21 protein-coding genes and 2 pseudogenes are annotated in these 26,302 nt (G+C 60.4%); 9 read left to right on the plus strand and 14 right to left on the minus strand.

Annotation, left to right across the window (positions count from 1 at the left end):
• The 4 genes and pseudogenes from CUN63_RS00325 to CUN63_RS00345 all read left to right on the plus strand — a co-directional run.
• Window positions 1-1,056: pseudogene (locus CUN63_RS00325) on the plus strand (glycine dehydrogenase (aminomethyl-transferring)); the annotation flags it as partial.
• 146 nt (window positions 1,057-1,202) lie between these two features.
• The gene (gene glyA / locus CUN63_RS00330) at window positions 1,203-2,459 is read left to right on the plus strand and encodes a serine hydroxymethyltransferase (RefSeq protein WP_129436695.1); all 1,257 of its coding nucleotides are present in this window, start codon (window positions 1,203-1,205) and stop codon (window positions 2,457-2,459) included.
• 208 nt (window positions 2,460-2,667) lie between these two features.
• Complete coding sequence (gene lipA, locus CUN63_RS00335) at window positions 2,668-3,684, plus strand: lipoyl synthase (RefSeq protein WP_129436696.1); 1,017 nt, start codon at window positions 2,668-2,670, stop codon at window positions 3,682-3,684.
• Window positions 3,685-3,745: 61 nt separating this feature from the next.
• Window positions 3,746-4,189 (plus strand): annotated as a pseudogene (locus tag CUN63_RS00345) (aldehyde dehydrogenase (NADP(+))); the annotation flags it as partial.
• Window positions 4,190-4,270: 81 nt separating this feature from the next.
• Here the strand turns inward: CUN63_RS00345 and CUN63_RS00350 are convergent.
• From CUN63_RS00350 to CUN63_RS00370, 5 genes are all read right to left on the minus strand, one after another.
• Window positions 4,271-4,651, minus strand: coding sequence for a RidA family protein (locus CUN63_RS00350; RefSeq protein WP_123369193.1), 381 nt, complete (start codon window positions 4,649-4,651; stop codon window positions 4,271-4,273).
• 121 nt (window positions 4,652-4,772) lie between these two features.
• Window positions 4,773-5,231 carry a metallophosphoesterase family protein gene (locus CUN63_RS00355; RefSeq protein WP_129436697.1) on the minus strand — a complete coding sequence of 153 codons (459 nt, stop codon included), beginning with the start codon at window positions 5,229-5,231 and terminating at the stop codon, window positions 4,773-4,775.
• A gap of 33 nt (window positions 5,232-5,264) precedes the next feature.
• The gene (locus tag CUN63_RS00360; RefSeq protein ID WP_129436698.1) at window positions 5,265-5,657 is read right to left on the minus strand and encodes a GFA family protein; all 393 of its coding nucleotides are present in this window, start codon (window positions 5,655-5,657) and stop codon (window positions 5,265-5,267) included.
• A gap of 47 nt (window positions 5,658-5,704) precedes the next feature.
• The gene (locus tag CUN63_RS00365) at window positions 5,705-6,334 is read right to left on the minus strand and encodes a hypothetical protein (RefSeq protein WP_129436699.1); all 630 of its coding nucleotides are present in this window, start codon (window positions 6,332-6,334) and stop codon (window positions 5,705-5,707) included.
• A 1-nt stretch (window position 6,335) separates the two neighbouring features.
• Complete coding sequence (locus CUN63_RS00370; RefSeq protein ID WP_129436700.1) at window positions 6,336-7,106, minus strand: DUF2092 domain-containing protein; 771 nt, start codon at window positions 7,104-7,106, stop codon at window positions 6,336-6,338.
• Between the two features lie 118 nt (window positions 7,107-7,224).
• Between CUN63_RS00370 and CUN63_RS00375 the strand changes: the two genes are divergently transcribed.
• On the plus strand, window positions 7,225-7,626 hold the full coding sequence (locus tag CUN63_RS00375; protein WP_129436701.1) for a hypothetical protein: 402 nt from the start codon (window positions 7,225-7,227) through the stop codon (window positions 7,624-7,626).
• 229 nt (window positions 7,627-7,855) lie between these two features.
• The gene (locus CUN63_RS00380; RefSeq protein WP_129436702.1) at window positions 7,856-8,137 is read left to right on the plus strand and encodes a DUF3303 domain-containing protein; all 282 of its coding nucleotides are present in this window, start codon (window positions 7,856-7,858) and stop codon (window positions 8,135-8,137) included.
• Between the two features lie 46 nt (window positions 8,138-8,183).
• Here the strand turns inward: CUN63_RS00380 and CUN63_RS00385 are convergent, their stop codons facing one another.
• The 5 genes from CUN63_RS00385 to CUN63_RS00410 form a co-directional block, all read right to left on the minus strand.
• Entirely contained in the window at window positions 8,184-10,613 is a 2,430-nt protein-coding gene (locus tag CUN63_RS00385) for an RND family transporter (RefSeq protein ID WP_129445033.1), read from the minus strand.
• A 27-nt stretch (window positions 10,614-10,640) separates the two neighbouring features.
• Entirely contained in the window at window positions 10,641-11,717 is a 1,077-nt protein-coding gene (locus tag CUN63_RS00390) for a YCF48-related protein (RefSeq protein WP_129436703.1), read from the minus strand.
• 137 nt (window positions 11,718-11,854) lie between these two features.
• Window positions 11,855-13,219 (minus strand): DUF1329 domain-containing protein, encoded by a 1,365-nt coding sequence (locus CUN63_RS00400; protein ID WP_129436704.1) that lies wholly within the window; start codon window positions 13,217-13,219, stop codon window positions 11,855-11,857.
• Between the two features lie 32 nt (window positions 13,220-13,251).
• Entirely contained in the window at window positions 13,252-15,081 is a 1,830-nt protein-coding gene (locus CUN63_RS00405) for a DUF1302 domain-containing protein (RefSeq protein ID WP_129436705.1), read from the minus strand.
• 226 nt (window positions 15,082-15,307) lie between these two features.
• Window positions 15,308-16,342, minus strand: coding sequence for an AraC family transcriptional regulator (locus CUN63_RS00410; protein WP_256657638.1), 1,035 nt, complete (start codon window positions 16,340-16,342; stop codon window positions 15,308-15,310).
• Window positions 16,343-16,566: 224 nt separating this feature from the next.
• On the opposite strand from CUN63_RS00410, the gene CUN63_RS00415 reads away from it, so the two are divergent.
• From CUN63_RS00415 to CUN63_RS00425, 3 genes are read left to right on the plus strand one after another with little or no spacing between them, the layout of a single operon-like run.
• Window positions 16,567-18,228, plus strand: a complete 1,662-nt coding sequence (locus CUN63_RS00415; protein ID WP_129436707.1) for a GMC family oxidoreductase — start codon at window positions 16,567-16,569, stop codon at window positions 18,226-18,228.
• Window positions 18,197-18,556: a hypothetical protein gene (locus tag CUN63_RS00420; RefSeq protein WP_129436708.1), complete on the plus strand. Its 360-nt coding sequence runs from the start codon at window positions 18,197-18,199 to the stop codon at window positions 18,554-18,556. The genes CUN63_RS00415 and CUN63_RS00420 overlap by 32 nt, the downstream gene beginning before the upstream one ends.
• A 39-nt stretch (window positions 18,557-18,595) precedes the next feature.
• Window positions 18,596-19,717, plus strand: coding sequence for a CaiB/BaiF CoA-transferase family protein (locus CUN63_RS00425; protein WP_129436709.1), 1,122 nt, complete (start codon window positions 18,596-18,598; stop codon window positions 19,715-19,717).
• A 261-nt stretch (window positions 19,718-19,978) separates the two neighbouring features.
• On the opposite strand, the gene CUN63_RS00430 is transcribed toward CUN63_RS00425, so the two are convergent.
• The 4 genes from CUN63_RS00430 to CUN63_RS00450 form a co-directional block, all read right to left on the minus strand.
• Window positions 19,979-20,551 (minus strand): DUF2889 domain-containing protein, encoded by a 573-nt coding sequence (locus CUN63_RS00430; RefSeq protein WP_178082652.1) that lies wholly within the window; start codon window positions 20,549-20,551, stop codon window positions 19,979-19,981.
• Window positions 20,552-22,324 (minus strand): arylsulfatase, encoded by a 1,773-nt coding sequence (locus CUN63_RS00435; protein ID WP_129436710.1) that lies wholly within the window; start codon window positions 22,322-22,324, stop codon window positions 20,552-20,554.
• A 129-nt stretch (window positions 22,325-22,453) separates the two neighbouring features.
• Entirely contained in the window at window positions 22,454-23,923 is a 1,470-nt protein-coding gene (locus tag CUN63_RS00445) for a coniferyl aldehyde dehydrogenase (RefSeq protein ID WP_129436711.1), read from the minus strand.
• Window positions 23,924-23,933: 10 nt separating this feature from the next.
• Window positions 23,934-25,985, minus strand: a complete 2,052-nt coding sequence (locus CUN63_RS00450) for an alkyl/aryl-sulfatase (RefSeq protein WP_129436712.1) — start codon at window positions 25,983-25,985, stop codon at window positions 23,934-23,936.
• Window positions 25,986-26,302 lie beyond the last annotated feature (317 nt).

Raw genomic sequence — 26,302 nt, forward strand, 5'->3', positions numbered from 1 at the left:
GGCACCAACCCGGCCACCGCCAACATGGCCGGCATGCGCGTGGTCGTCACCGCCTGCGATGCCCGCGGCAACGTCGACATCGAAGACCTGCGCGCCAAGGCCATCGAGCACCGCGAACACCTCGCCGCGCTGATGATCACCTACCCGTCGACCCACGGCGTGTTCGAAGAAGGCATCCGCGAAATCTGCGGCATCATTCACGACCACGGCGGCCAGGTGTACATCGACGGCGCCAACATGAACGCCATGGTCGGCCTCTGCGCGCCGGGCAAGTTCGGCGGCGACGTGTCGCACCTGAACCTGCACAAAACCTTCTGCATCCCGCACGGCGGTGGCGGCCCCGGCGTCGGCCCGATTGGCGTCAAGTCGCACCTGACCCCGTTCCTGCCGGGTCACGGCACCATGGAGCGTAAAGAAGGCGCGGTCTGCGCCGCACCGTTCGGCAGCGCGAGCATTTTGCCGATCACCTGGATGTACATTCGGATGATGGGTGGCGCCGGTCTCAAGCGTGCGTCGCAACTGGCGATCCTCAATGCCAACTACATTTCCCGTCGCCTCGAAGAGCACTACCCGGTGCTCTACACCGGCAGCAACGGCCTGGTGGCGCACGAATGCATCCTCGATTTGCGTCCGCTGAAAGACAGCAGCGGCATCAGCGTCGATGACGTCGCCAAGCGCCTGATCGACTTCGGCTTCCACGCCCCGACCATGTCGTTCCCGGTCGCCGGCACCTTGATGATCGAGCCGACCGAAAGCGAATCCAAAGAAGAACTGGACCGCTTCTGCGACCCCATGATCCGCATCCGCGAAGAAATCCGCGCGGTGGAAAACGGCACCCTGGACAAGGACGACAACCCGCTGAAAAACGCCCCGCACACTGCGGCGGAAATCGTCGGTGAATGGACGCATCCGTACAGCCGTGAGCAAGCGGTTTACCCACTCGAAACCTTGATCGAGGCCAAATACTGGCCGCCCGTCGGTCGCGTCGACAACGTGTTTGGCGATCGCAACCTGATCTGTGCCTGCCCGTCGATAGCGGACTACCAGGACGCTTAAAAACACCGCTTAACCCCTGTAGGAGCTGCCGAAGGCTGCGATCTTTTGATCTGGCTTCTAAAAAATCAAAAGATCGCAGCCTCGTTTCACTCGGCAGCTCCTACAGGTGTACGTCTATCCATCCAAGAACAACAGAGGACTCCACCATGTTCAGCAAACACGACCAGATCAAAGGCTACGACGACGAACTGCTGGCGGCGATGAACGCCGAAGACGCACGGCAAGAACATCACATCGAGCTAATCGCTTCGGAAAACTACACCAGCCAACGGGTGATGGAAGCGCAAGGCAGCGGCCTGACCAACAAGTACGCCGAAGGCTATCCGGGCAAGCGCTATTACGGCGGTTGCGAACACGTCGATGTGGTCGAACAACTGGCCATCGACCGCGCCAAACAGCTGTTCGGCGCCGATTACGCCAACGTCCAGCCGCACTCCGGCAGCCAGGCCAACGCTGCGGTCTATCTGGCGTTGCTGCAGGCCGGCGACACCGTGCTGGGCATGAGCCTGGCCCACGGCGGTCACCTGACCCACGGCGCCAAAGTGAGTTTTTCCGGCAAGTTGTATAACGCCGTTCAGTACGGCATCGACACCGCCACCGGCCTGATCGATTACGACGAAGTCGAACGCCTGGCCGTCGAACACCAACCAAAGATGATCATCGCCGGTTTCTCCGCCTACTCGAAGACTTTGGATTTCCCGCGCTTCCGTGAGATCGCCGACAAGGTTGGCGCTTATCTGTTTGTGGACATGGCCCACGTCGCCGGGCTGGTGGCGACGGGTCTGTACCCGAACCCGATTCCCTTTGCCGATGTCGTCACCACCACAACCCACAAAACCCTGCGCGGTCCGCGTGGTGGCCTGATCCTGGCCAAGGCCAATCCGGAATTGGAGAAAAAACTCAACTCAGCGGTGTTCCCCGGCGGCCAGGGTGGCCCGTTGATGCACGTGATCGCCGCCAAGGCTGTGTGCTTCAAAGAAGCCCTGGAACCAGCCTTCAAGACCTATCAGGCGCAAGTGATCCGCAACGCCCAGGCGATGGCCAAAGTCTTCATCGACCGAGGCTACGACGTCGTGTCGGGCAGTACCGACAACCACCTGTTCCTGGTCAGCCTGATTCGTCAGGGCCTGACCGGCAAAGACGCCGACGCGGCCCTTGGTCGCGCCGGGATCACCGTGAATAAGAACGCCGTACCGAACGACCCGCAATCGCCGTTCGTGACCTCGGGCCTGCGCATCGGCACCCCGGCGATCACCAGCCGTGGGTTCAAGGAAGCCCAGAGTATCGAGCTGGCGGGCTGGATCTGCGACATTCTCGATCACCTCGGCGATGCCGATGTCGAGGCCCACGTCGCCCGGCAAGCCGCTGCAATGTGCAGCGACTTCCCGGTCTACCGCGACTGATCCGCAGCACTCTTTGTAGCAGCTGGCGAAGCCTGCGTTCGGCTGCGCAGCAGTCGTGAAATCAGGCAATGCGGTGTTTCAGAAAAACCTCGCACTCAGGTTTTACGACTGCTGCGCAGCCGAACGCAGGCTGCGCCAGCTGCTACATAGAATGCGTTTTTCTGGCGTCAGCGCGGGGCTCTCCCGCTCGCACAAGAGGAAAAAATACATGAGCATACTTGTGGAATCGACCGGCAAAAGCCCGGTAAAAATGCAAGTCGGGGTCAAACTGCGCGGTGCAGAAAAGGTCGCGCGAATTCCGGTGAAGATCATCCCGACCGATGAGTTCCCACGCAAACCCGACTGGATTCGCGTGCGCATACCGACCTCCCCCGAGGTCGACCGGATCAAACAGCTGCTGCGCAAACACAAGCTGCACAGCGTCTGTGAAGAAGCCTCCTGCCCGAACCTCGGCGAGTGTTTTTCCGGTGGCACGGCGACCTTCATGATCATGGGTGACATCTGCACCCGCCGTTGCCCGTTCTGCGATGTCGGCCACGGTCGCCCGAAACCTCTCGACGCCGACGAGCCGATGAACCTCGCCGTGGCCATCGCCGACCTGCGCCTGAAGTACGTGGTGATCACCTCGGTGGACCGCGACGACTTGCGCGACGGCGGCGCCCAGCATTTCGTCGATTGCCTGCGCGAAATCCGCAAGCTGTCGCCGGGCGTGCAACTGGAAACCCTGGTGCCGGATTACCGTGGCCGTATGGACGTTGCCCTGGCGATCACCGCCACTGAGCCACCCGATGTGTTCAACCACAATCTGGAGACCGTCCCGCGCCTGTACAAAGCCGCGCGGCCGGGTTCGGATTTCGAGTGGTCGCTGGATCTGCTGCAGAAGTTCAAGCGATTGGTCCCGAGTGTACCAACCAAATCCGGCCTGATGCTGGGCCTTGGCGAGACCGACGAGGAAGTCATCGAAGTCATGCAGCGCATGCGTGAGCACGATGTCGACATGCTCACCCTCGGCCAGTACCTGCAACCGTCGCGCAGTCACTTGCCGGTCCAGCGTTTCGTCCACCCGGACGTGTTCGCCTGGTTCGCCGAACAAGGTACGCGGATGGGCTTCAAGAACGTTGCATCCGGTCCTCTGGTGCGCTCGTCCTACCATGCGGACCAACAAGTTCAGCGGGCAACGAGCACTGTGGATTCCCTCCTTACTGCTGGATTCGATTCCCCTTGAAAGCCTCACGCCGTGCGTTTCGTTCTTCGATGTAGGCGGCGCTCGGCTCGCTGATCTGGTGTTGCATGAAGTCGATGGCCAACGTTTCCTGACCGAGACGGTACTTGCGCAAGAAATATTCGGTCCTTCGGCACTGCTGGTGAACGTCAAGGATGAGGATGAACTGCTCGCCGTCGCTCGCTCGCTCAAGGGGCAGCTCAGCGCTGCCATGCATCTTGATAAGCGCGATATGCCACTGGCTCATCGCTTGCTGCCGGTCGTGGAGCGGCGCACCGGGCGAATCGTTGTCAACGCCTTCGCGCATCCTCAGGAGGTGTCTTTCGCCACCATCCACGGTGGACCGTTTCCGGCAACGTCGGACAGCCGCTTCACCTCGGTTGGCATGACGTCGATTGAACGCTTTTTGCGCCCGGTGTCTTACCAGGGTTTTCCTGATGCCCTATTGCCTGAGTCATTGCGCGAGGTTAATCCCTTGGGGCTGCCTCGCCTCGTAGACGGCCAGTAAAAACCATCCTTGACGCAGTCTTTGCCAACCCGCCCCGTGGCGCCCGCTCGTTGAGCGGGACCTCCGGACAAGTCCGCGGACTCAGCCCTTGGCCGCCATCGCGGTGACTTCCACGCGCATGCCTTCAACTGCCAGGGAGGCCACGCCAACGGCGGCCCGAACCGGCCAGGGCTTGGCGAAGAAGCGCTGGTAGACCTCGTTGAAGGCGGCGCGGTCAGCCATGTCGGTGAGGTAGATGGTCAGATGCAGAACCCGGTCCATGGAACTGCCGGCGTGCTCCAGCGCTACCTTGAGTGCCTGCAGGGTGCATTCGCTTTGCAGGGCGATGTCGCCCAACTCCAGGCTGCCGTCGGCGCGGGTGGGGATCTGAGTGGAGACCAGCAGGCCGCCGAAACCGGCGACATCCGAGGAGATGGACTGCGGATCGGGGTCGGGGAGGAAGGTGAGGTCGTGGTTTGCCATGGGGATCTCTTGCATGAGGTGGTAAAGGGGCCGTCGAGTATATAGCGGCTGGAAAACTCGGTGTGGAACGCCCAGTTTGGCAAGGCCCTGCTCACAGAAAAATCTACAATCCAGGGAAAGGTCATTCCAGTAGCGAGACCAGACGCGGCTCAATTGAGGTCTCAAGCACCTCAAGCAGAGCCAGCGTCACCGGCAGCTTGAAGCGTCGGCGTCCCGCGCTGCCGGGATTGAGGTAGAGCTGTTCGCCGCGCCATTCTATGCGGGGCTTGTGCGAATGGCCGGTGATCACCAGCTTTATGCCTGCATCAAGCACGGCTGGGACATCGGCACTGTCATGTACCAGAAAGACCTGCCATCCGTTCAGGTCGAAACATAGGCAGTCGGCGAGATTTTCCGCCCAAGGGGCGTCCAGATCGTTGTTCCCGCGGACCACGTGCAGCGGGGCTATTGATGCCAGTTGATCGAGGATTTCGGGGCTGCCGATGTCGCCCGCGTGAATAATCCGTTCACAACCCTGCAGTGCAGCAAGGGCTTCGGCGCGGAGCAAGCCATGGGTATCGGAAATCACGCCCACTTTCATGCAACGCTCCAGACCCGGTTCAAGCATCGGAACCTACTCCTCAAAGCGACCCGTGGCGTCACGATCGCGCTCGTATCGTCTCGTGAGCGGAAACGGCGGCAACCAGGACTCACGACGCACGATCCAGCTTTCGTAGGTTGGCATCAGTTGGTCAGGGGCATCCAGGGACCCCAGGTTCACTTCGATTTCGTCGTCGGTGCGCGCAAAAACGGACGAGCCGCAGCGGGGACAGAAAAACCGTCCGGCGTAGTCACGTGTTTCGCCGTCGATCGTCACCGCACTCTGAGGGAATATCGCGCAAGCATGAAAAAGCGCCCCATGATGCTTGCGGCAATCGAGACAGTGACAAAGGCCGACCCGATACGGGAGTCCCGACGCCTCAATTCGGACGTTGCCGCACAGGCAACCACCCGTGAATCGCTCCATGCTGCGTCTCCTCTAAAATCAAGCGGTCGGAATGTGATCCCCCCGACTCAAGGCGCATTCACCACGACATAAGTCACATCGCTGCCCTGATACTGTGGTTGATACCAGGTTGAACCGCACTGCATGTAAGCCGTGTTGTACTGGATGACTTGCACGCAACTGGGGGGCAATTGCGCTGGCGTGAAGATGGACCCGACCACCGCCGCTGTCACCGCGACCGTTGCGGTGACGGCCGCCGCCGTGGCGATCGGATGGTAGTGATCGTCGTAGCCATAGCGGCCCTGCCCGTCTACGTCGATGTCCACGTCGCGGCTGTTATCGATGTTGACGTTACGGGTGCCGTTGTTGATGTTGGTTCGGTTGCCGACCGTGTTTCCGGTATTGGCCCGATTTCCAGAGTTGACTGTGTTACCGGCATTCGCCCGATTTCCAGAGTTGACTGTGTTGCCGGTGTTGACCCGATTGCCCGCGTTGACGTTGGTAGCGCGTTGAGCGGTATTGCCGGTGTTGACGCGCTGAGCCCTTTGAGCACTGGGCGGCGGCGCACGATTGACCGATGCCCTGGCGTGCCCTTGGGCGCGCTGGGGTCGGGCATCCACATAAGTGACCAGGCTCAGCGTCAGTACCGAGGTGGTTACGAGCGATAACAACAGGCTCCACGACATCGTCCTGCTCATGTCATGCCCCTCCCTGATCACTGGCTCTCTTCAAAGGAATCGCCACATCGCCCTTGCGCGATGCGAAGGTGAAGATCGAGTCCTTGATGCCCGGTTTCAGGTTCCAGCGATACACCGCGCTGTATTCCGGAGAACCCGGTTCATCGGTGGTCGTGATCACCAGTTTGCACGGCAGTGGCTTGTCGGATCGGGTGATCCACAACTGCCAGTCAACGCCCTCCTGCCGAAAGGCCAGGTGATCACACAGTTGCCCCTTGATCGTCGACGGGCCGACATACAGCGCCTCTTTCAGCGCATCGATCTGTGCCTGATCGCTGCCAAACAGAAACAGGTCCTCCATGGGCACCTGAATCCCGTAATGGTTTTCTATCAAGTGCAGCGTATCGGAGACGTCAGGCGGTGCATCCACGGTGGTGTAGTACTTGAGAAACGGTGAATACTGGGTCAGTTTCTTGCCATTATAGAAGAACTCTCGCGTTCGAACATCGCCTTGCGTCTTGGCATACATCCGATCGCGACCCACCACTTTCAAGACAGTAGAGGCTTCGGTCTTGATCTTCTGGCCAGACTCCAGAACGGTATCCCGGGACACTTCGGCGTCGACCTGAAACGTCGGCAGACTGCGTAGGTAGGTGCCCATATCGATGAGTTTATCGACCACTTGCGGGTTGATCGTCGGGGTGGCGTCCGGTGTTGGCGGATCGTCGGCACGAGCGCCCGGGGCCAGCGCAAGGGTGAACAACAGGCAGAAAACACTCGCGTTGGCTTTCATTGATCCCGCTCCTTGGCCTGTGCACGACTCTTAAGCCTAGACTCGGCGTGACCCGTTCGCCAGAAGGGCAAGAAACCCTATGGGCAAACCCGATTGGAGCACTCTATGATTGAACCCCATGACCACCACGCCTCCGATCCGCCAACCCTGCCCGCCCGGCGCCTGCGACTGCGGGCGTGACCCGCTGCTGGAAACACCGGGGGCGGACGTGCGCATCCTCTTTCTGACCCGTTCGGAAGAAAAGCGCCTGGTCGAACGCCTGGAAAACCTCCAGAGCCTGAGTGATCTGGAACGCCTGCAACAGCGAATGTACGAACAGTTGGGCATCCGCGTAGACATCGTTCCCAGTTTCAACGAAGTACGCACCATGCGTGGTATCGGTATTAACCTCGGCGAACAACCGGGGTTATGCCGCAAAACCCGTCAGTCGATCCCGGCCGCGATTCGTCGCGCACTGGAGAAGCGCCCGGAGATTGCCTACGAGCTGCTCAACGCCAACGACCTGTTGCGCGATGCGTGAAATCAGCCCCATGAACCTCGTCCTCGAAGCACCTGCAAAATTCGTTGCCATGCAACGAAACAGGATCAGCGGTCATACGCAGAGTCTGGCCCGCTGCTATGCCTTCTCATGGGAGCAATGGTTTCAAGCCAGTCAGGGATGAAGCTGGACACTCAAGCGTGACCGTGGTCCCGGCACCCGCCAGGTGCGCGAAGAGCAACAGGTGCCAATCCGTAGCAGGAGGTGGCAGATGTTATTCATAGTCAGTTGGTCTATCAGTTCGGCAACTCGTAACAGCGCGATCGAGCGCTTCCTCAAGACCGGGGGAGCTCCACCCGCTGGCGTCAAGATGCTGGGACGCTGGCACGCCGTCGGTGGTGCATCCGGTTTTGGCGTGGCAGAGGCCAGTGATCCGGCAGCCATTCAGAAGTGGGTGCTGGAATGGAGCGACCTCATGACCATGGAGGTCCAGGCGGCACTGACCGATGAACAGATAGCGCCGCTGCTGGCGGGCGCTGTCGGCAAGCAATAGTCGTTGGGGCGGTGGGTGCTGCCCGCCGCCCTATTCCGGTCTCTACCTATCGCACTTTGCGCAATAGAAAGTGCGATAACGCCGGGATCAGTACCAACGCCCCGACCATGTTCCAGATGAACATGAACGTCAGCAAGATGCCCATGTCCGCCTGGAACTTGATCGGCGACCAAGCCCAGGTGATGACGCCGGCGGCCAGGGTGATACCGACCAACGCAACGACTTTGCCGGTGAACGCCACAGCGTTGCGGTAAGCCTCGGTCAACGACAGCCCGGCACGTTGCTGCGCCAGTTGCACGCTCAGCAGGTACAGCGCGTAGTCCACGCCAATCCCCACACCGAGTGCAATCACCGGTAGCGTGGCGACTTTCACGCCCATGCCGAGCCAGACCATCAGCGCTTCGCACAAAATCGACGTCAGCATCAACGGCACCACCGCCACCACCACCGCCCGCCAGCTGCGAAAGGTGATGAAACACAGCACAATCACCGCGCCATACACGTACAACAGCATGGTGCGGTTGGCATCGCGCACCACGATATTGGTCGCGGCTTCGATCCCGGCACTCCCGGCGGCGAGCATGAACTGTCGCTCGCCATTACTGTGTTCGCGGGCGAAGGTTTCGGCCACTTGCACCACGCGATCCAGGGTTTCGGCCTTGTGATCGGACAGGTACGCCACGACGGGCATCATCGAACAATCGTTATTGAACAAGTCCGGGCTGCTGACCGAAGCCTGCTGTGCGCCGTAGTTCAGCACGTTCTGGTTGCGGGCGATGGTCAACCACTTGGGGTTGCCTTCGTAGGAACCGGCCGTGATCTGCCGCACGGCGTTGACCAGTGACACGGTGGTTTGCACGCCGGGTTGCTGCTGCAATAGCCAGCCCAGGCGATCGGCTTCCACCAGGCTTTCGTATTTCAGGCAGCCTTCACTGGGGGTCTTGAGCATGATTGCGAACTGGTCGCTGGACAGCGAATAGTTGGCGGTGATGTAGGCGTTGTCGCGGTTATAGCGCGAGTCAGAGCGCAGTTCCGGGGCGCCGGGGTCGAGGTCGCCGATCTTCAGATGATGGCTGACGACAATCCCGCCCACCGCCAACAGGCCAGCGACAGTGACGGCGACAGTGGCCCAGCGACGTTCGGTGAACTTGTCGAGAAAACTCCAGAGCGCGCCCATGCCTTTGCCACGCAGCTCTTCGCTCTCCGCCCGCAAGCTGCGCACGGCAGCCTTGCGACTCACCCCCCAATAAGACAGCAACACCGGCAGCAGCACCAGATTGGTGAAGATCAACACCGCGACACCAATGCTGGCGGTGATCGCCAGGTCCTGGATCACCGGAATGTCGATCAGCATCAACACCGCAAAGCCCACGGCATCCGCCAGCAACGCGGTCAGGCCAGCGAGGAACAGACGGCGGAAGGTGTAGCGTGCGGCGACCAGTTGGTGAGTGCCGCGCCCCACGTCCTGCATGATCCCGTTCATCTTCTGCGCGCCGTGAGACACGCCAATGGCGAACACCAGGAACGGCACCAGAATCGAAAACGGATCCAGCGCAAAGCCAAACAGTGCGACCAAACCCAATTGCCAGACGACCGCGATCACCGAACAGAGGATCACCAGTGCCGTGCTGCGTACGCAGCGGGTGAAGAAAAAGATGATTGCCGTGGCAATCAACGCAGCGGCACCGAAGTACAGCATGACCTGCATCAGGCCATCGATCAGGTCGCCCACCAGTTTGGCGAAACCGATGACGCGGATCTTGATCGGCCCTTTGCCCTCCTCGCCTGCGACGCGAACAGCACCGTCGAACTCATACTTGTTGCGCAGTTTCTCTTCGAGGGTTTTCGAGAACTGGTGGTAGTCGATGCCTTGCCCGGTGATCGGGTCTTTCTCCAGCAGCGGCACGAAAATCATGCTCGACTTGAAGTTGTTGCCGATCAGACTGCCAACAATCCCCGAACGGGCGATGTTCTGGCGCAACTGCTGCACGCTCCGGGCCGAACCGTCATAGGAATCGGGCATCACCGGGCCACCCTGAAAGCCCTCTTCGGTCACTTCGGTCCAGCGTACCGCCGGGGTCCACAGCGACTTCATCCAGGCACGATCAACGCCGGGGGTGACGAACAGTTCGTCGTTGATTTCCTTCAAGGCATCCAGATAGTGCGGGTCGAAAATGTCACCGTTGGCGCTCTCCACCACCACCCGCACCGCGTTGCCCAGACCGCGCAGGGCCTGACGGTTCTCCAGGTAGTTTTTGATGAAGGGCTGACTGTGGGGAATCATCTTTTCGAAGCTGGCATTGAGCGTCAGCCGTGTGGCGGCGAAGTAGCTCAATGCGACCGTCACCAACAGGCATGCCAGCACCACCCACAGGCGATTATTGAAGATCAGCCGCTCCAGGCGGTTACCAGAACGAACGTCGAAGCCCTTGAGCTCGCGAATGACCGGCATTGTTTCGAGTTCGTAGTGACCCATCATGTAGTTCTCTTTGTAATGCCCGGCTTATTCGAGGTGTAACTGCCGCAGACCACGAGCGCCCGCGAGCACCAGTGCGTCGCCAGTGGCCACTTGCGCGGCGGCCACCGGGGCCAGTGCGGTGTGCGTCTGGATTTGAAAACTCGCACCGTCATCAACGCTGACCAGCACATGGCCGGCCTGGCTGACCAGAACGATCCGGCCATCGGCGGTGACGCTGCTGGCGGTGATGCTCAGGGGCAGGCCGAGGTCGATTTTATTCCAGCTCGTCCCGCGGTCGGTGCTGCGGTAAACGTTGCCGCGAAGACCGAATACCAACGTGGCGCCCGGTTTGCCGGTGATGCCGAAAAAGGTGCCGTTGTAGGGCGTCACAGTAGCGTCGAATCGACCGCTCACGCGATCCAGCTTCATGACCAGTCCTTGCTCGCCGACGATGAACAGGTCGTTACCCACCGGCCGCAGCGCGTAGAGGTTCAGCGCGCTTGGGTTGTCGGTGCGATCCAGTAACGGCGTCCAGCGGCGTCCCCCATCGTCGGTGCGGAAAATCAGATTGAAGGCGCCAATGATGTAGCCGACCTGATCGCTTTCGAACCAGACATCGAGGAAGGGTTTATCGGCGCCCTCATCGACCATGCGTTGAGCGTCGCTGACCCGCGCCTGCAGGCCCGCGTCATCCGGTTGGCTGGCAAGTTGGTGCTGGTAGTAATCAAGCATGATCGGCCCGACCTGACGCCCGTCCAGTTGCCGGCTCCAGGTCTGACCCGCATCACTGCTGTGCAGGACCACACCATCGTGCCCCACCGCCCAACCTTGTTGCGCAGTCGCAAAGTGCACCGCAACCAGGTCTGAACTGACCGGCACCTGCGCCTGCTGCCAGTGCTGGCCAGCGTCATCGGAATAGAGAATGTGCCCGCGCTGGCCCACGGCAATCAGCCGCTCGCCGGCCCGGGCCAGCCCGGTGAGCGTGGACTGAGCGGCAATATCGCTGCGCAGCGCCGGTGTGTCGAGCACATCGGCAAACTCGCTGGCGATCACAGGGCGGGTGAACGGAACGGCCATGGCAGCCGACAGCGCGGCAAGCAAAAACCACTTGATCATCGTCATTATTATTATCTCGGGTGTACACCACAGTTCCCTTGTGGGAGCGGGCTTGCTCGCGAAAGCGGTCTGACAGACAACATGCTTGTTGAATGTGCCGCCCTCTTCGCGAGCAAGCCCGCTCCCACATGGGATTGCAGGGTTTAGCGGATGCCGGTACCGGCCAGCGACTCGGCAGACCATTGAGCCTTGGACAGTGGGTCGATGTATTTCAGGCCACCGTAAGGACCGTAGAAACCGTTGACGTTGTACGCACCGGAAACCAGGTCATAAAGCATGTGGTTGATGGTGTCCGGGGCCTGCACGTCATAGCTGTAGGTCAGGTGCGAGAAGCCGCCACGGTAGAGCTGGCCACGACCGTCATACTCGTCGGAAGCCAGAGCGATCCAGCTGTCCTCGTCGAGGTAGAAGGTGCGCTTGCTGTAGATGTGGCGTTTGCCCGGTTTGAGCGTTGCTTCGACCACCCACACCCGGTGCAGCTCCCAGCGCAGCAAGTCGGGGTTGACGTGGTTGGCGGTCATCACGTCCGCCGCGTCCTTGTGATAGCTCAGCTTGTAGGTGTTGTACGGCACGTAGAGTTCTTTCTTGCCGACCAGTTTGAAGTCGTAACGGTCCATTGCGCCGTTGAACAGGAACGCGTCGTCATAGGTCGCGGCGCCGACGGTGCCGGGGTTCGGCGTGTCGTAGGCCAGGTCCGGCGCCAGTTTCACCCGACGTTGCCCCGGCAGGTATTGCCACGCACGACGGGGCTGCTTCAACGGGTTGACCGAATCCATGAGCAACAGTGCTTCACCGGCGCGACGGGCCGGGCCGGAGTAAGCCAGTTTGATCTTGTAGAACACTTCATCGCCAGACACTGGACCGACCGGGCGTGCCGGCGAGTACAGCGGGTATTCGATGAAGAAATTACCGGTGGAACTCAGGGAGGCGGCGCCGGACGAGTCGACGTTCCAGGAGTCGTACTTGTTGCTCATCGCCACACCCTGATAACGCAGCAAGTGGTTCCACATGGCTTCGTTACCGTCAGCCGGGATCGGGAACGGCACGCCCGGCAGGACATTTTCCAGCGACAGGCCACCGTCGGTGGTCTTGGCGGTCACGGCGTTTTTCGCGGTGTTGTCCAGCACCCCTTTAGGCAGTGCGACGCTGCGGTGGGTCGGGTACACGTCGAGGCGATAGGACGGATAACGAGTGAGCAACGCTTGGGCCGTCGCGGTGAGTTTTTCTTTCTGCTCGGCAAGGTTCTTTGTGGTGATCACCAGACGCGGTTTCTCGGCGCCGAACGGGTCCGGGCGGAACGAGTCGCCGGATTTGAAATCGGCCGGGATCGCGGTCAGGCCGCCGGTGTAGGCAGGAATGCTGCCATCGGCGTTGGCGGCTTTGTCGGCGCCGATCGAGGTCAGGCTGTTGCCGAGTTTAGCGGCCTGATCGGCGCTGACTGCCGCGTGAGCGGAGCCTGCGACGGTCAACGCCAGGGCGGCGGCCAATACTGATTTAACGAAATTCATAGGATGTCTCCTGTTGACTCAAAGCTCTTGGATCAGAGGGTGGTTTTAAAAGTGAAAGTGACCATGCCGCGATCCTTGAGCTGGGCCACGGTCCCGGCAAACGCAGTGGTCTGACCGGGAACGCAGTTGTACTGACCATTGGCACCAGGAGCGGCCCCATCGCCCCGTGACCCGGCGCTGCCGGCGGAATCGCAGGTGTCGAAATCGCCGAAGTTATCGACGTACTTGAGGTCAAAGCGATACTGGCTGCGCACGTCCATGCCGACACCGACCGAGTAGCTGCCAGTGCCTTTGTTACCGCCCAGTTGCACGGAAGACTGGCCTTTGAGGCCGACGTTGTAGCTGACCGGCAGGAACATATCGACGCCGGGGAAAACCTGATACCAGGTCGGGTTGAAGTTCATGCCCAAGATGTAGTTGTCCTTGGAGACCTTGTCGACGCCGTTGTACCAATCCTCCCCCTTGAACAGTTGCTTGTTTTCAGTCACATCCAGCCAGCGGCTGTAACCGAGTTCGACCAGCAACGTGGAGGAATCCCAAAGGGGGGTATCGCCGAACGTGGTCAGGCCGTTGAGCACCGCGTGCACGGTGTTGCCCCGCGCCACGCCGTTGTCGCCGTCAAAGTTGCTGATAAAACCGGGTCGCCCCGCGGCACCCAATGTCGGGTTGACAGTGGCCGGCACGCTGGACAGCGGCATGTTGTGGCGATAGTTGAGGTCGAAACCGACGCTCACGCCTGCGATGCTTTTGGCCAGGCTAAAACCGTAGACGTCGATGTCGTCGACGTAGAACTGGTTGTAACTGCCGGCGTTGCCGGAAATCAGCTGCGCCGGCCCGACGGCGGTCGGTTGCAGCACCAGGTTGGGCAGAATGTCCGAGGTTTTGCGGTAGTAAACACCCAGGGTGCCGTCGAGCCACGCCGGGCTCCACTTGGCCATCAGGCCGAAGTCACCGTGGTTGTCAGGGGTGTAGGTGTGACCATTGGTGAGGCGTAGAAACTGATTGGCGCCCAACGGACCAGGAGTACCAAAACGAGGATTCTGTGCGGCGATCAACGACAGGTTGTGACCGCCACTCTGGAGTCCGTCGTTGAAGCCCAGATACGTGCCTGACTCCGGCAGCCGTGCGGCGTCCCAGTCGAGGAAGTACTGCGCGGCCAGGGTCAGTTCCTGGTTGACGGTGAAGCTGGTCGACAGCTGATTACGCGGGATGAACAGCTCTTTGGCTTCGGTGCCCGGCACGGCAAGTGCCTTGGACAAATCCAGACCCGACTGGCCATAGCTGTTGCCATGAGCGAAGGCCAACACGCTTTCACCCCAATACAGGGTGTGCTTGCCCGCCTTGCCGCTCAGCAGCGATTCGTCGCCGATCTCGGTGCTGCCGAAGACGAAGGCGTCGAGGATCTCCGAGGACGGACCGTTGTAATAACGGTCGGCATAGCCACTCTGGTGCCGCGAATCAGGCTTGCCATTATTGAGCTGGTTGGTCGACGGGTTGTCGCTGCCGATATCGTCATAGGCATGGTCGTACCAGCTGTTGGCACTGACCCGAAAGCCCATCTGTTTTTTGTACACCACGTCCAGTTCCGACAGCACATCAAGACGCTGGGCTACTGGACTGCCGGACGAAAAATTACGATCACCGTCGTTGTTGTTCCACGCGTTGGCCAACTTACTGTTCGGGGCTTCGACCCGCTGGGCGTAGTTAAACTTCAAGGTATTGTCGAAGCGTACCGACACGTCCTCATTCCCCGTATCGAACTCGAACGCCTGCACAGGCGTCATCCCCAGCCCGGCGAGAACCGCCGAAGCCAGAAGCCCGCGCCGCAGATTTGGATGGCAGATCTTATTGTTGTTATTCATCTAGCGTGCTCGCCTTCTCTGTGGTTTCACGAAAAGTCATTCAAGAAAATGCCGGTTCCGGTGGTGTGCCTTGGCTCTATGGGGCACAGACCGGATCGGTCGAGGCTGTTGTATCGCGAGCGGTGGGGGGGTCGCCGGTCAATTGGGCCAAATCATCGGTCAGCGCAATCCGGGCGAAAAAAAACCTCCCCGGACGTGGCCCGGGGAGGCTTTTCATTATTGGCAGTCAACCCTGCGATCGATAATCCGTCGGCGATAACCCGGTCCAGCGTTTGAAGGCACGGGTGAAGTTGCTGGTGTCACTGAAGCCAAGCAGGAAGGTAATTTCTGTCACCGGGCGCGATGCTTGGCTCAGATAGCTGCACGCCAGTTCCTTGCGAGTGTCATCGAGCAATTGCTGGAAATGGGTGCCACGCTGGGAGAGTTTGAGCTGCAACTTGGTCGGACTCATGCACAACGCACTGGCGACCTTGTCTCGAGTGCAGTCGCCGTTGGGCAGGAATTCGATGATTTTCTGGGTGACCCCGGTGATCACATCGTTCTTGTCCAGGCGCGCCAGATAGCCGATCACGATGTTGTCATTGACCTGCGCCAATTCAGGGCAGGAGCCGGTCAGCACCTGCAGCAGGTCTGCCTTGTCGAACACCAGCAGGCTGGAGGCCTGTCTGAACAACACCGGCGCACGGAACAATGCTTCATACGGGGCCGCGCCCTCATGCGGCATAGGACGGCGCATTTCCACGCGCACGGGCTTGAACTCCTGCTTGTAGAGCAACCGCATCACCCGGATCAGAAAAGCGAAAAACGCATCTTCCGTCTCGCCGCAGAGCTCGACCAAATGATCGAACCGCAGCAAAACGTGTTCGTCAGTCTGGCTGACATTAGCCTTGGCGACCTGGGACACCAACCGGAAATAGCGCTCCAGGCGCCAGCAGAAATCCATCAAGGACCCGCTGGCGGCCAGGGAATAACCCAAGGCATGCAGGTGAGTGAGATGGATATGCTTGGCCACGGCCAGGCCAAAATACGGGTTATTGGTCACATCGACGCAGGCGCGATACAGGCGCGTCATACTGGTGGCCGGCAATCGGGTCAGCGGGTCGGTGGACTGGCTCAGCGGAATGCCTGTGGCGATGAAAATCCGTTTGCTGTCGATGCCACTGGCGTCCAGCGCCTGCGCAATCGCCACGGTATAGCTGCCGATGGTGGAGGGTTGCAGCGCGTCTTCATGCAACGGAGTTTCGGTACCGGGCGTATCCATTTTCGAACCTGACATGGGCCTGACTGCTGGGGATGCGAGCACCGATACTCGCCCCCGGCTCTGCATCGGTCAATCACCTGCTCAGGGCTTGTACGTGATGTTCCGATGCTTGGCGCGATAGTCACCTGTCCCAGTGACCGTTGAATTCATTCTATTGACCAGTGACGACCCGGCGTTCTGCACACAATGCGTTGAAGTTGTGCATCGAACAAAGAGAAGAACGCATGAACGAAAACACGCAATTCGATTACATCGTAGTGGGCGCGGGCGCTGCCGGCTGCGTGGTCGCCAGTCGCTTGTCGGAAGATTCGAATATTTCAGTCTGTCTGCTGGAAGCCGGCGGCCCCGACACCCATCCGCTGGTGCACATGCCGGCCGGCGTCGCGGCGATGGTGCCAACCTCGATCAACAATTGGCAGTACCAGACCGTGCCGCAAGCCGGCTTGAACGGTCGCGTCGGTTATCAGCCACGGGGCAAGACCCTGGGCGGCAGTTCTTCGATCAATGCCATGGCCTATCACCGCGGTCATCCGCAAGACTTCGACCGCTGGGCCGCCCTGGGCAACCCGGGATGGAGTTACCGGGAGGTGCTGCCGTTCTTCAAGCGCGCCGAGCACAACGAACACTTCAAAGATGAATTGCATGGCCAGAACGGCCCGCTGAATGTGCGTTTCCACTCCTCGCCCAATCCCTTTGGCGAAACCTTTGTCGAGGCCGGCGTACAGGCGGGTTACCCGGCCTGCCCCGATCAGAACGGCGCGAGCATGGAAGGTTTCGGTCGTGTGCAGGTCATGCAAAAGGACGGACAGCGTTGCAGCGCAGCCAAAGCCTATCTGACGCCGAACCGCCACCGGGCGAACCTGCACATCGAAACCCACGCCCACGCCACGCGCATCCTTTTCGACGGCAAGCGCGCCATGGGCATCGAGTTCATGCAGAACGGCGTCAAGCGGACCTTGCACGCGCGTCACGAGTTGATTCTGAGCTCCGGGGCCTTCAATTCCCCGCAGCTACTGCTGCTGTCTGGTGTGGGTCCGATTGGCGAGTTGCTGAAATTCGACATCCCGGTGGTCCATGGGCTACCGGGCGTGGGCCAGAACCTGGTGGATCACATCGATTACGTACATTCCTACCGCGTGAAGTCCCGTCACCTGATCGGCCTGTCGCTGGCGGGCGCCTGGGACATCGCCAAAGCGGCGATCCGTTACTGGCGGCGACGTAGCGGTCCGCTGACCACCAACTTCGCCGAGGCCTGTGCCTTCGTTCAGACCTCTCCCGAGCTCGATCAGGCGGACATTGAACTGGCCCTGACCATCGCCATGTTTGCCGACCACGGCCGCACACTGTATCGCGGTCATGGCCTGAGTATTCATGCCTGTCTGCTGCACCCGAAAAGCGTCGGGCAACTCAGCCTGGCCAGCGCGGACCCCATGGTCCCGCCACTGATCGACCCGGCGTTTCTGACCCACCCGGACGACATCAAGACGTTGATCAAAGGCTATCGCGTCATCCAGAAGGTGATGGCGACGCCAGCCTTCCAGGCATTCAGTCCAAAAGATGTCATTGAGGAGCCGATGTTCACCGACGCCGAAATCGAACGCGTCCTGCGCGACCGATCCGACACCCTCTATCACCCGGTGGGCACCTGCAAAATGGGCGACGACGCGATGGCGGTGGTGGATGCCCGATTGAAGGTCCATGGCCTGGAAGGCTTGCGGGTGGTCGATGCCTCGATCATGCCGACTATCATTGGATGCAGCACCACCGCCGCCACGGTGATGATCGGTGAAAAAGCCGCCGAATTCATCCGTCAGGACCGCGTAACCAGCGCCTCTCTTTCCTCAAAGGACGATCATGAATCCAGCACCCGCCCTTACCCCGCATAAGCTTCTTGTGGTTTCAGCGGTTGTCGAACTGGCGACCGGCGTGGCGCTGCTGCTCACGCCGGGCCTTGTCTGCAACCTGTTGCTGGGAATGCCCGCGACGGACGCGACCAACCTGATCGCCCGGTGTTTTGGCATCGCGCTGATTGCGCTCGGCATCGCGTGTTGGCCCCGAACGGCCAACCCTGCCGCGTTGCGTTCGATGCTGTTCTACAACGGGGCGATTGCGTTGTACCTGGCGTACATCGGCGTATTGGGCGGCGGCGGGTTATTGCTGTGGCCTGCGGTGGTGTTGCATGCCGTGATGAGCGCGTTGTTTTTACGTCGTTAACCTCCCCCCACCTCTAAATTCATCCAAAGGAGTACGCACATGGGCGTATTGGACGGCGTTCGTATCGTTGAAATCGCCGGCATCGGCCCGGGGCCGTTTTGCGGCATGTTGCTGGCGGACATGGGCGCCGAGGTGATCCTTGTCGAGCGCTCGGTGACCAAGGGCGCTGACATGCTCGACCTGGGCAAGCACGCTATCGTCAATCGCGGCAAACAATCGATTGCCCTGGACCTCAAAGACCCTGAAGCCATCGAAGCGGTGTTACGCCTGATCGAGGGCGCCGACGCGTTGATTGAAGGCATGCGCCCTGGCGTCATGGAGCGTCTGGGCCTGGGCCCCGACGTCTGCCTGGCGCGCAACCCACGGCTGGTTTACGGGCGCATGACGGGTTGGGGCCAACAAGGTCCGTTGGCGCAGGCCGCCGGTCACGACCTCAATTACATCGCACTGTCCGGCGCCTTGTGGTTCAGTGGCGAGGCCGGCCAGCCACCGATGGCGCCCCCTACCCTGGTGGGCGATCTGGGCGGTGGTGCGTTGTACCTGGCGATGGGCATTTTGGCCGGGATCATCAACGCCAGCACCAACGGTGTCGGCCAAGTGGTGGATGCGGCGATTGTCGATGGCAGCGCCAACCTGATGAACCTGTTGCTGTCGGCGCACGCTGCCGGCCAGCAGCCGCTGGAACGCGGTTGCGGGCTGCTCGATGGCGCGCACTGGGCCCGCACTTATGCGTGTGCCGATGGTTTGTTTGTCAGCGTGCAAGCCCTCGAACCGCAGTTCAACGCGCTGCTGTTCAAAAAACTCGGACTGGGTGACGACGCGGATTTCAAGGCCCCCTACGATCCACGTTTGTGGGGGCCGTTGCGTAAGCGACTGGAAGCCGTGTTTGCCAGCCAACCGCGCCAGCACTGGATCGATCTGCTGGAAGGCACCGATGCCTGCTTCGCCCCGGTACTGACACCGGCCGAAGCCCTGACGCATCCGCACATGGCCGAGCGTGGCGTGTACTCGCGTCAGAACGGCGTACTGCAGGCCGCACCGGCGCCACGGTTTTCAGCGACGCCTTCGGCGGTTGGCAGTGTTCCGTCTCGAGGGGAACACAGCACAGGCATTCTGCGCAAAGCAGGCTTGAGCGAAGAGCAAATCCAGCGACTGAGCTGACCTCTGTAGCAGCTGCCGAGCCTGCGAGGCTGCGTTCGGCTGCGAAGCAGTCGTGAAATCTAAGTACGCGGTCTTCCTGAAATACCGCGTCGCCTGATTTCACGACTGCTGCGCAGCCGAACGCAGGCTGCGCCAGCTGCTACAGGTTGCGTTCACCGCTACGGAATTGTCCCCGCGCAACGTCAACTCACCCCAGCAGACCGCCCCTAAGCAGGCACATCAATTTTATCCAGCACCGACAAGGGGCTCATCACAGGGGACTCATTGCAGGCTCGACTCAGTTTTTTTCAGGAACACCGCCACGGGACCGTCCTCACGCAACGCGTAACAGGTATTGAGCAGTTGACCGGTGGCGTTGCTGTAAGCCTCGGTGTCTGCCGCCGTGCGCGGTGCAACCATCGCCCGGGCCATGGGGATGGTCTGAAACGCCGTCGTAGCCATCGGCAGCAGCAACTCGGTCAAATGCACGCAGCCGCCGATCCCGCCAAACAGCTCTTTGATCCGACGCGAGAACCCTGGCCCGATCCGCTCGCCGAGCAATTTTTCATAGCCCGGCATGGCGCCGCGACATTGGCTGGTGGGCACGTCGGGCATGGCGACATGCACCTCACGCACAATAAAGTCATCGTCCAGGGCCAGACGGATCAGCATTCCATGATAGGTCTGCCCCGCCGCCACAATCCGGCCTTCCGCCAGGGTCACGGGATGAGTCTTGCTGTCGCTCAATCGTCCTTCGATATCCCACAGGCCATCCGCACGCAAATAGCCCAGGCACTCAACCGTGCGCCGGTGAATCAACCGGCGCCCCCACTCGTCGACCTCATCGATCATCATTCAAATAACCCTCTTGCGACGGCGACGCCAGACCAGTACGCCCACCAGCAACGCGATGATCGCCACGACCGGCGGCACGGCAGCCTTGAGCTTGGGCATGACCACATGCTTCAAGGCATACAACTGCCCTTGGTGCATGTAGTCATAACCCACCGGCATCGGCAGCACACCGTTGGCGCGGGCGTATTCAGCGTAGTCGGCCTGCATGCTCTGGAAGCGCTCCGGCATCTGCTGCTGCAAGTCGACCACTTCACCGGGGTCGGTGGCGATGTTGTAGAGGTGCCATTGTTCGTTGCCCACCGGCTTCAGGCTTTTCACCAGTTTGTAATCGTCTTTGAACAACGCCGCACTGCCGGACAATTCATAACCGATGGCCTGATCCTCGGGATGCACTCGCTCGGCACTGCCTTGCAGCACCGGCACCAGACTGCTGCCGATCAACGGCTCGACGGCTTTTCCCTGGTAATGGCCGTCGTGGGGTTTGATACCGGCCACCTCCAGCAGTGTCGGGACAATGTCGGTGACATGGGTGAAGGTTTGGGCAATGTGATTGGCCTGGATGCCGGGCACCCCGGAAACGATCAATGGGGTGCGCAAGCCGCCCTCGCCCGCAAAGAACTTGTAGCCGCTCAAGGGTGAGGCCGCCGCACTGGCCCAACTCGGACCGATACTGGTGAAGGCACCCTTGCTGCCCAGGCGATCGAGTTGACGGGTGTAGTTCATTTCCAGCCACACCCGCAGTGCTGGAATGGTGTAAGGGTCGGTGGGCTCACTGCCGTTATCGGATAAAAACACGAACACGGTGTTGTCGTACTCCCCCGTGGTTTTGAGATGAGCGATCAGGCGACCGATCTCCCGGTCCATGGTCTCGCCCATGCCGGCATAGACTTCCATGCGGCGTGCTTCGTAGCGTTTTTCGTTCTCATCCAATGCATCCCAGTCGGCGGTGCTGGCCATCGTCTGCATACCGACTCCCGCGGGAATCAGCCCCAGTTCAACCGCTCGGTCGCGACGAGCGTTGCGCAATGCGGTCCAGCCTTCGTCATAGCGACCGCGGTAGTTGTCAATGATGTCCTTGGGCGCCTGGATGGGAACGTGATTGGCCTGAAAGCCCAGATACGCGAAGAACGGTTTGCCGTCCTGCCGGTCGGCGGCGATGTAATCCATGGCTTTGTCGACGATAAAGGTCGAGGAGTAATAGTCCTTGGGCAGGTGCGCCGGCTGGCCGTTCTCGAACCAGGCGGCCTTGTCGTACAGCGGTGCGTAGGGTCGTTCTTCCCAGTTGTCGGAACCGCTGTCGGCCTGAATGAACGAACGGTCGAAACCACGGTTGCCCGGCAAGGTGTCAGGGGTTTTGCCCAAATGCCATTTGCCGGTGATGTAGGTGTGATAGCCGCCGTCCCTGAGCAGGCTGGCCACGGTGATCGCATTGTCGTTGAGCACGCCGCTGTAACCGGGTTTGCCCAGGTGTTCATCAGGCATGGTTTCCGGCATGTTGCCGACGCCGTTGCGGTGGTTGTCGACGCCGGTCAGCAGCATCGAACGCGTGGGCGAACAGGAAGCCGTGACGTGGAAGTCCGAGAAGCGCACGCCTTCGCGGGCCAGGGTGTCGATGTTGGGCGTGGCGATTTCGCTGCCGAACGAGCCGACATCGCTGTAGCCCCAATCGTCGGCGACCAGTACCACGATGTTCGGGTGTTTGGGTGTTGCGAAACATTGGGTGCCGAGCGCTAGACAACACATGGCCAGGACAAGCGATTTCAACGGGATCATTCACGGTTTCCTTTTGTGGGAACGGGCTTGCTCGCGAAGAGGTCCTTACATTCAACATTGATGTTGGCTGACATACCGCTTTCGCGAGCAAGCCCGCTCCCACATTTTTTGATCTGTGTGTGGCTCGATTCAGGGTTTCAACAAGGCACCCAACACGCGGCGGAACAGCTTGCCGTACGGCGGACGCAGCAGCCCCATCACATCGAACCGTGGTGGCATGAACACCGAGCGCTCCAGGCTGAAAGCCTTGAACCCATACCCGCCACGGTAACGACCGAAACCCGAGTGACCACAGCCACCAAACGGCAAATCCGTCTGGAACAGGTGCTGCATGACTTCGTTGATACACGCGCCCCCCGAATGCGTACGCTCCAGCACATGCCTGGCTTCAGCGCGGTTGACACCGAAGTAATACAGCGCCAAGGGCCGCGGATGCGCATTGATGTACTCAAGCGCTTCGCTGATATGGCGATAGCCGCGAATAGGCAGCAACGGGCCGAAGACTTCTTCTTGCATCGCCAGTGTCGAGTCCGGCGGATCAACCAGCAGGGTCGGTGCGATCTTGCGTGAAGCGCTCAAGTCCTCGTTGCCCGGATTGACCTCGATCACCCTGACGCACTGTTCGCGGGCGTCTTGCAGACAGGCTCGCATCCGCTGGTATTGCCCGGGTGTCGCCATTGCCGTGTAGTCCGGATTGTTCAGCAGCGTCGGGAACAGGCGCTGCAATTCGAGCTGCATGGAACTCAATAAACGCTCGAGGTCATCCTCATGCACAAACACATAGTCCGGCGCAATACAGGCCTGCCCACTGCTGACCCCCTTGCCGCCCCAGATGCGTCTGGCGGCGTTTTCCAGGTCAGCGCCGCGACCGATGATGGTCGGGGATTTGCCGCCCAGTTCCAGGGTCAACGGCGTCAAATTTTCTGCCGCAGCGCGCATCACCAGACGCCCGACCCGCGGGCTGCCGGTAAACACCAGATGATCGAGCGGCATGGCAGAAAACGCCGCGCCCAGTTCGGCGCCTCCGATAAAGGCAGCCACCTCACTGTCGTCGAACGCCTGCGCCAGCAGCTCAATCAGCACGCCCGCTGTGGCCGGTGACTGGTCGGAAAACAGAATAATCGCCCGGTTACCGGCTGCCAGCGCTTCGGCCAGCGGCCCAAGCGCGATGGCAATCGGAAAATTCCACGGGGAAATAATGCCGATCGTGCCCAATGGCTGGAAATGAATTTCCGCCCTGGCACCCAGCCAGCCGCTGCCCAGTTCGGCTTTGCGGCGCTGCGGTTTCATCCAGCGGCGAACATGGTCACGGGCGTACTTGAGGCCCTGGACCGGCAACAGAACATCGGCCATCAGCGATTGATCATGGCTGCGCCAGGTGAAGTCGCTGGCCAGCGCCTCGCACAACCGCTGCTGATTTTTCAGCAACAGAGTGATGACCCGATTGATGCGCTCAATGCGCAATTCAGCCGACGGCGGCCCTTCGGCCAGGGAGGCGGCTTGCTGGCGGGCGAGCACAGCACGGACCCGCTCGGGTGCAAACTTAGCGTTGGCGGATTTATCGCCAGGCGTTTTGAGGTCGTGCAGTGCGCAGTGCATGTTCAAGCTCCTATCGTGCGGGCTCATTGGGGCCTACCAGTTCGAAGTCTGGAGAGAACTTGTCCAGCGAGCCGAGCACGTCATAGACCGCTATTTTGCTGCCATCGATCTTCAGGTCCCCTTTGAAGACCGCCTCGATCGGCGAGACTTTCTCCGCCAGGATGGCGTTCAGCGTCTCGCGTGTCAGGGTCAGGGTGGCATCGGCCTTGTCGGCGTTGTAATCGGCGATATAGGTCAACGCCGAGTTCTCCAGATTGAGCGTGTAACGCGTGCCCGACGGACCGACATCCGTGAAATTCCAGTTGAGGACAATGTGTTTGCCCTCGACATCCCGGGCCTTCAGACGCACACCCAGGTAATCGAAAATATTGTCGATGGTCAGCGCCCGAAGCATGTCTGGGCTGGCGGTACGCAGCGGTGAAGCGAGTTTTTTACCACCGCTGCGATGCTCCATGGCGGCGGCCAGATAGCTGTTGCGCTCCACCGCCGATTCGGCCTGGTAACCCAACTGCTCGAGGGCATCGGCCGCCAGTTCTCGCGCCGCGCTGTTGCTCGGTTCGGCGTACACCAAATGGCTCATGGCTTGCGCCACCCAGCGGTACTGGCCGTTAGCAAAGTCATTGCGGGCGCGGGCCAACACGGCGTCGGCACCGCCGCCGTACTCAACGAATTTCTTGCCGTAATCACCGTCGGACAACGCATCGAGATTGGCCGGATTGGCGTCATACCAGCCCATGTATTGCTGATATACCGCCTTGGCGTTGCGTTGTACCGAACCGTAAAACCCGTGGGTGAAGGTCTCACTGGTCAGGCTCGCCGGGACGTGATTGCGCATGTATTCGCCAATCTCAACCGGTTTGTAGCCCTTGTTGATCAGGCGCAACGATTGGTCATGCAGCCACTTGTACATGTCCCGTTGCTTGGACAAATAGTTGACCACGCGCTCATTCCCGAACACCGGCCAACCATGCTGGCCCACCAGGATGTCGGAACCCGGGGCGAACTGATGCAGGGCCTCATTGAGGTATTTCGACCAGGCCAGGCCATCACGGATTGTCGCCCCACGCAGCGTCAGTAACTGATGCTGGGTCGGCAGCGCCAACTCACCGGTATCGAGCACTTTGAACTGCGGGAAATAGTGGATGAATTCGGCCGGGGCCTCGGTGCCGGGAGCCAGCATGTTGACGATCTCTACGCCATCGATGGTCAGCGTCTGCACCGGCTGATTGAGCTCGAGGGTCGGCGGGATCATCGTGATGGTGCCGTTGGACAAGGCCTTGGCCCCCCCAAGGTCGATCTGACCCTGGGCACTGCGGGGCAACGTCGTACCAAACTGGTATTCGGCGCGGCGGCTCATCGCGTTGCCGGCCATCACGTTTTCGGCCACCGCCGTCGCCATGAACCCCGCCGGAGCAATGATCTGCACCTTGCCCGACTTCACGTCCGCCTCATCGACGATGCCGCGAATCCCGGCGAAGTGATCAACGTGACTGTGGTTGTAAAGCACCGCCACCACCGGTTTTCTCGGCCGATGCTGGTAATAGAGTTCAAGTGACGCACGGGCCACTTCAGTGGCCAGGTTGCAGTCAACGATGATCAGGCCGGTGTTGCCCTCGATGATGGTCATATTGGTCAGATCAAGACCGCGCACCTGGTAAAACCCATCGGTGACCTTGAACAATCCGTTGGCCATGCTTTTGCGCGCCTGCTGCCACAGGCTCGGATTGACCGTAGCCGGCGCATCGGCGCTGCCTAGAAATTCGTAGCCTTTAAGGCTGTACACCACGTGACCGTCGGCAGCGGTGGTTTCGGCGTCTGGCAGGCTCGCGATGAAGCCGCGCTGGATGTCGTCTTCCACCTGCGGGTCAACGGCCGGCATGGTGTGTGCCGTGTTCGCGTTGACGGCGATGGTCGCCGCCGTCGCGGCTTTCTGGCCACCCTGGCCGGCGCTGTTGTCCACCATAGGCCCAGACACGCCGGCTTGACCGCGTGACCAGTGCAAAGCCCCGGCAATACTGGCAGCCAGCACCGATACCGTCAGCACGACACGGAAAGTTTTCATCGCAGGGTCTCTCTCATTGTTATTTGGATTGCCATTGCGATGGTGCAATCAAGCACTGGTGACTTGCCGGTCTTCTCGATCAATTCATCAGTCTTCACAGGCGGGCAATCTGTGGGAGCGAGCTTGCTCGCGATAGCGGACTGTCAGGCAATACATCTGTTGAATGTAAAACCGCTATCGCGAGCAAGCTCGCTCCCACAGGGATTGCAGTGTCTTGAGTTTCTACTGCATCCCTCCCCCCTGCGGACAACCGCTTTCGTTGCAATGACCTGCGACAGCACCGCGTGCGTTCCTACTATCGGCCCATCAACGACGCC

Origin of the sequence: Pseudomonas sp. ACM7, from assembly GCF_004136015.1 — a bacterium.
Taxonomy (GTDB): domain Bacteria; phylum Pseudomonadota; class Gammaproteobacteria; order Pseudomonadales; family Pseudomonadaceae; genus Aquipseudomonas; species Aquipseudomonas frigoris.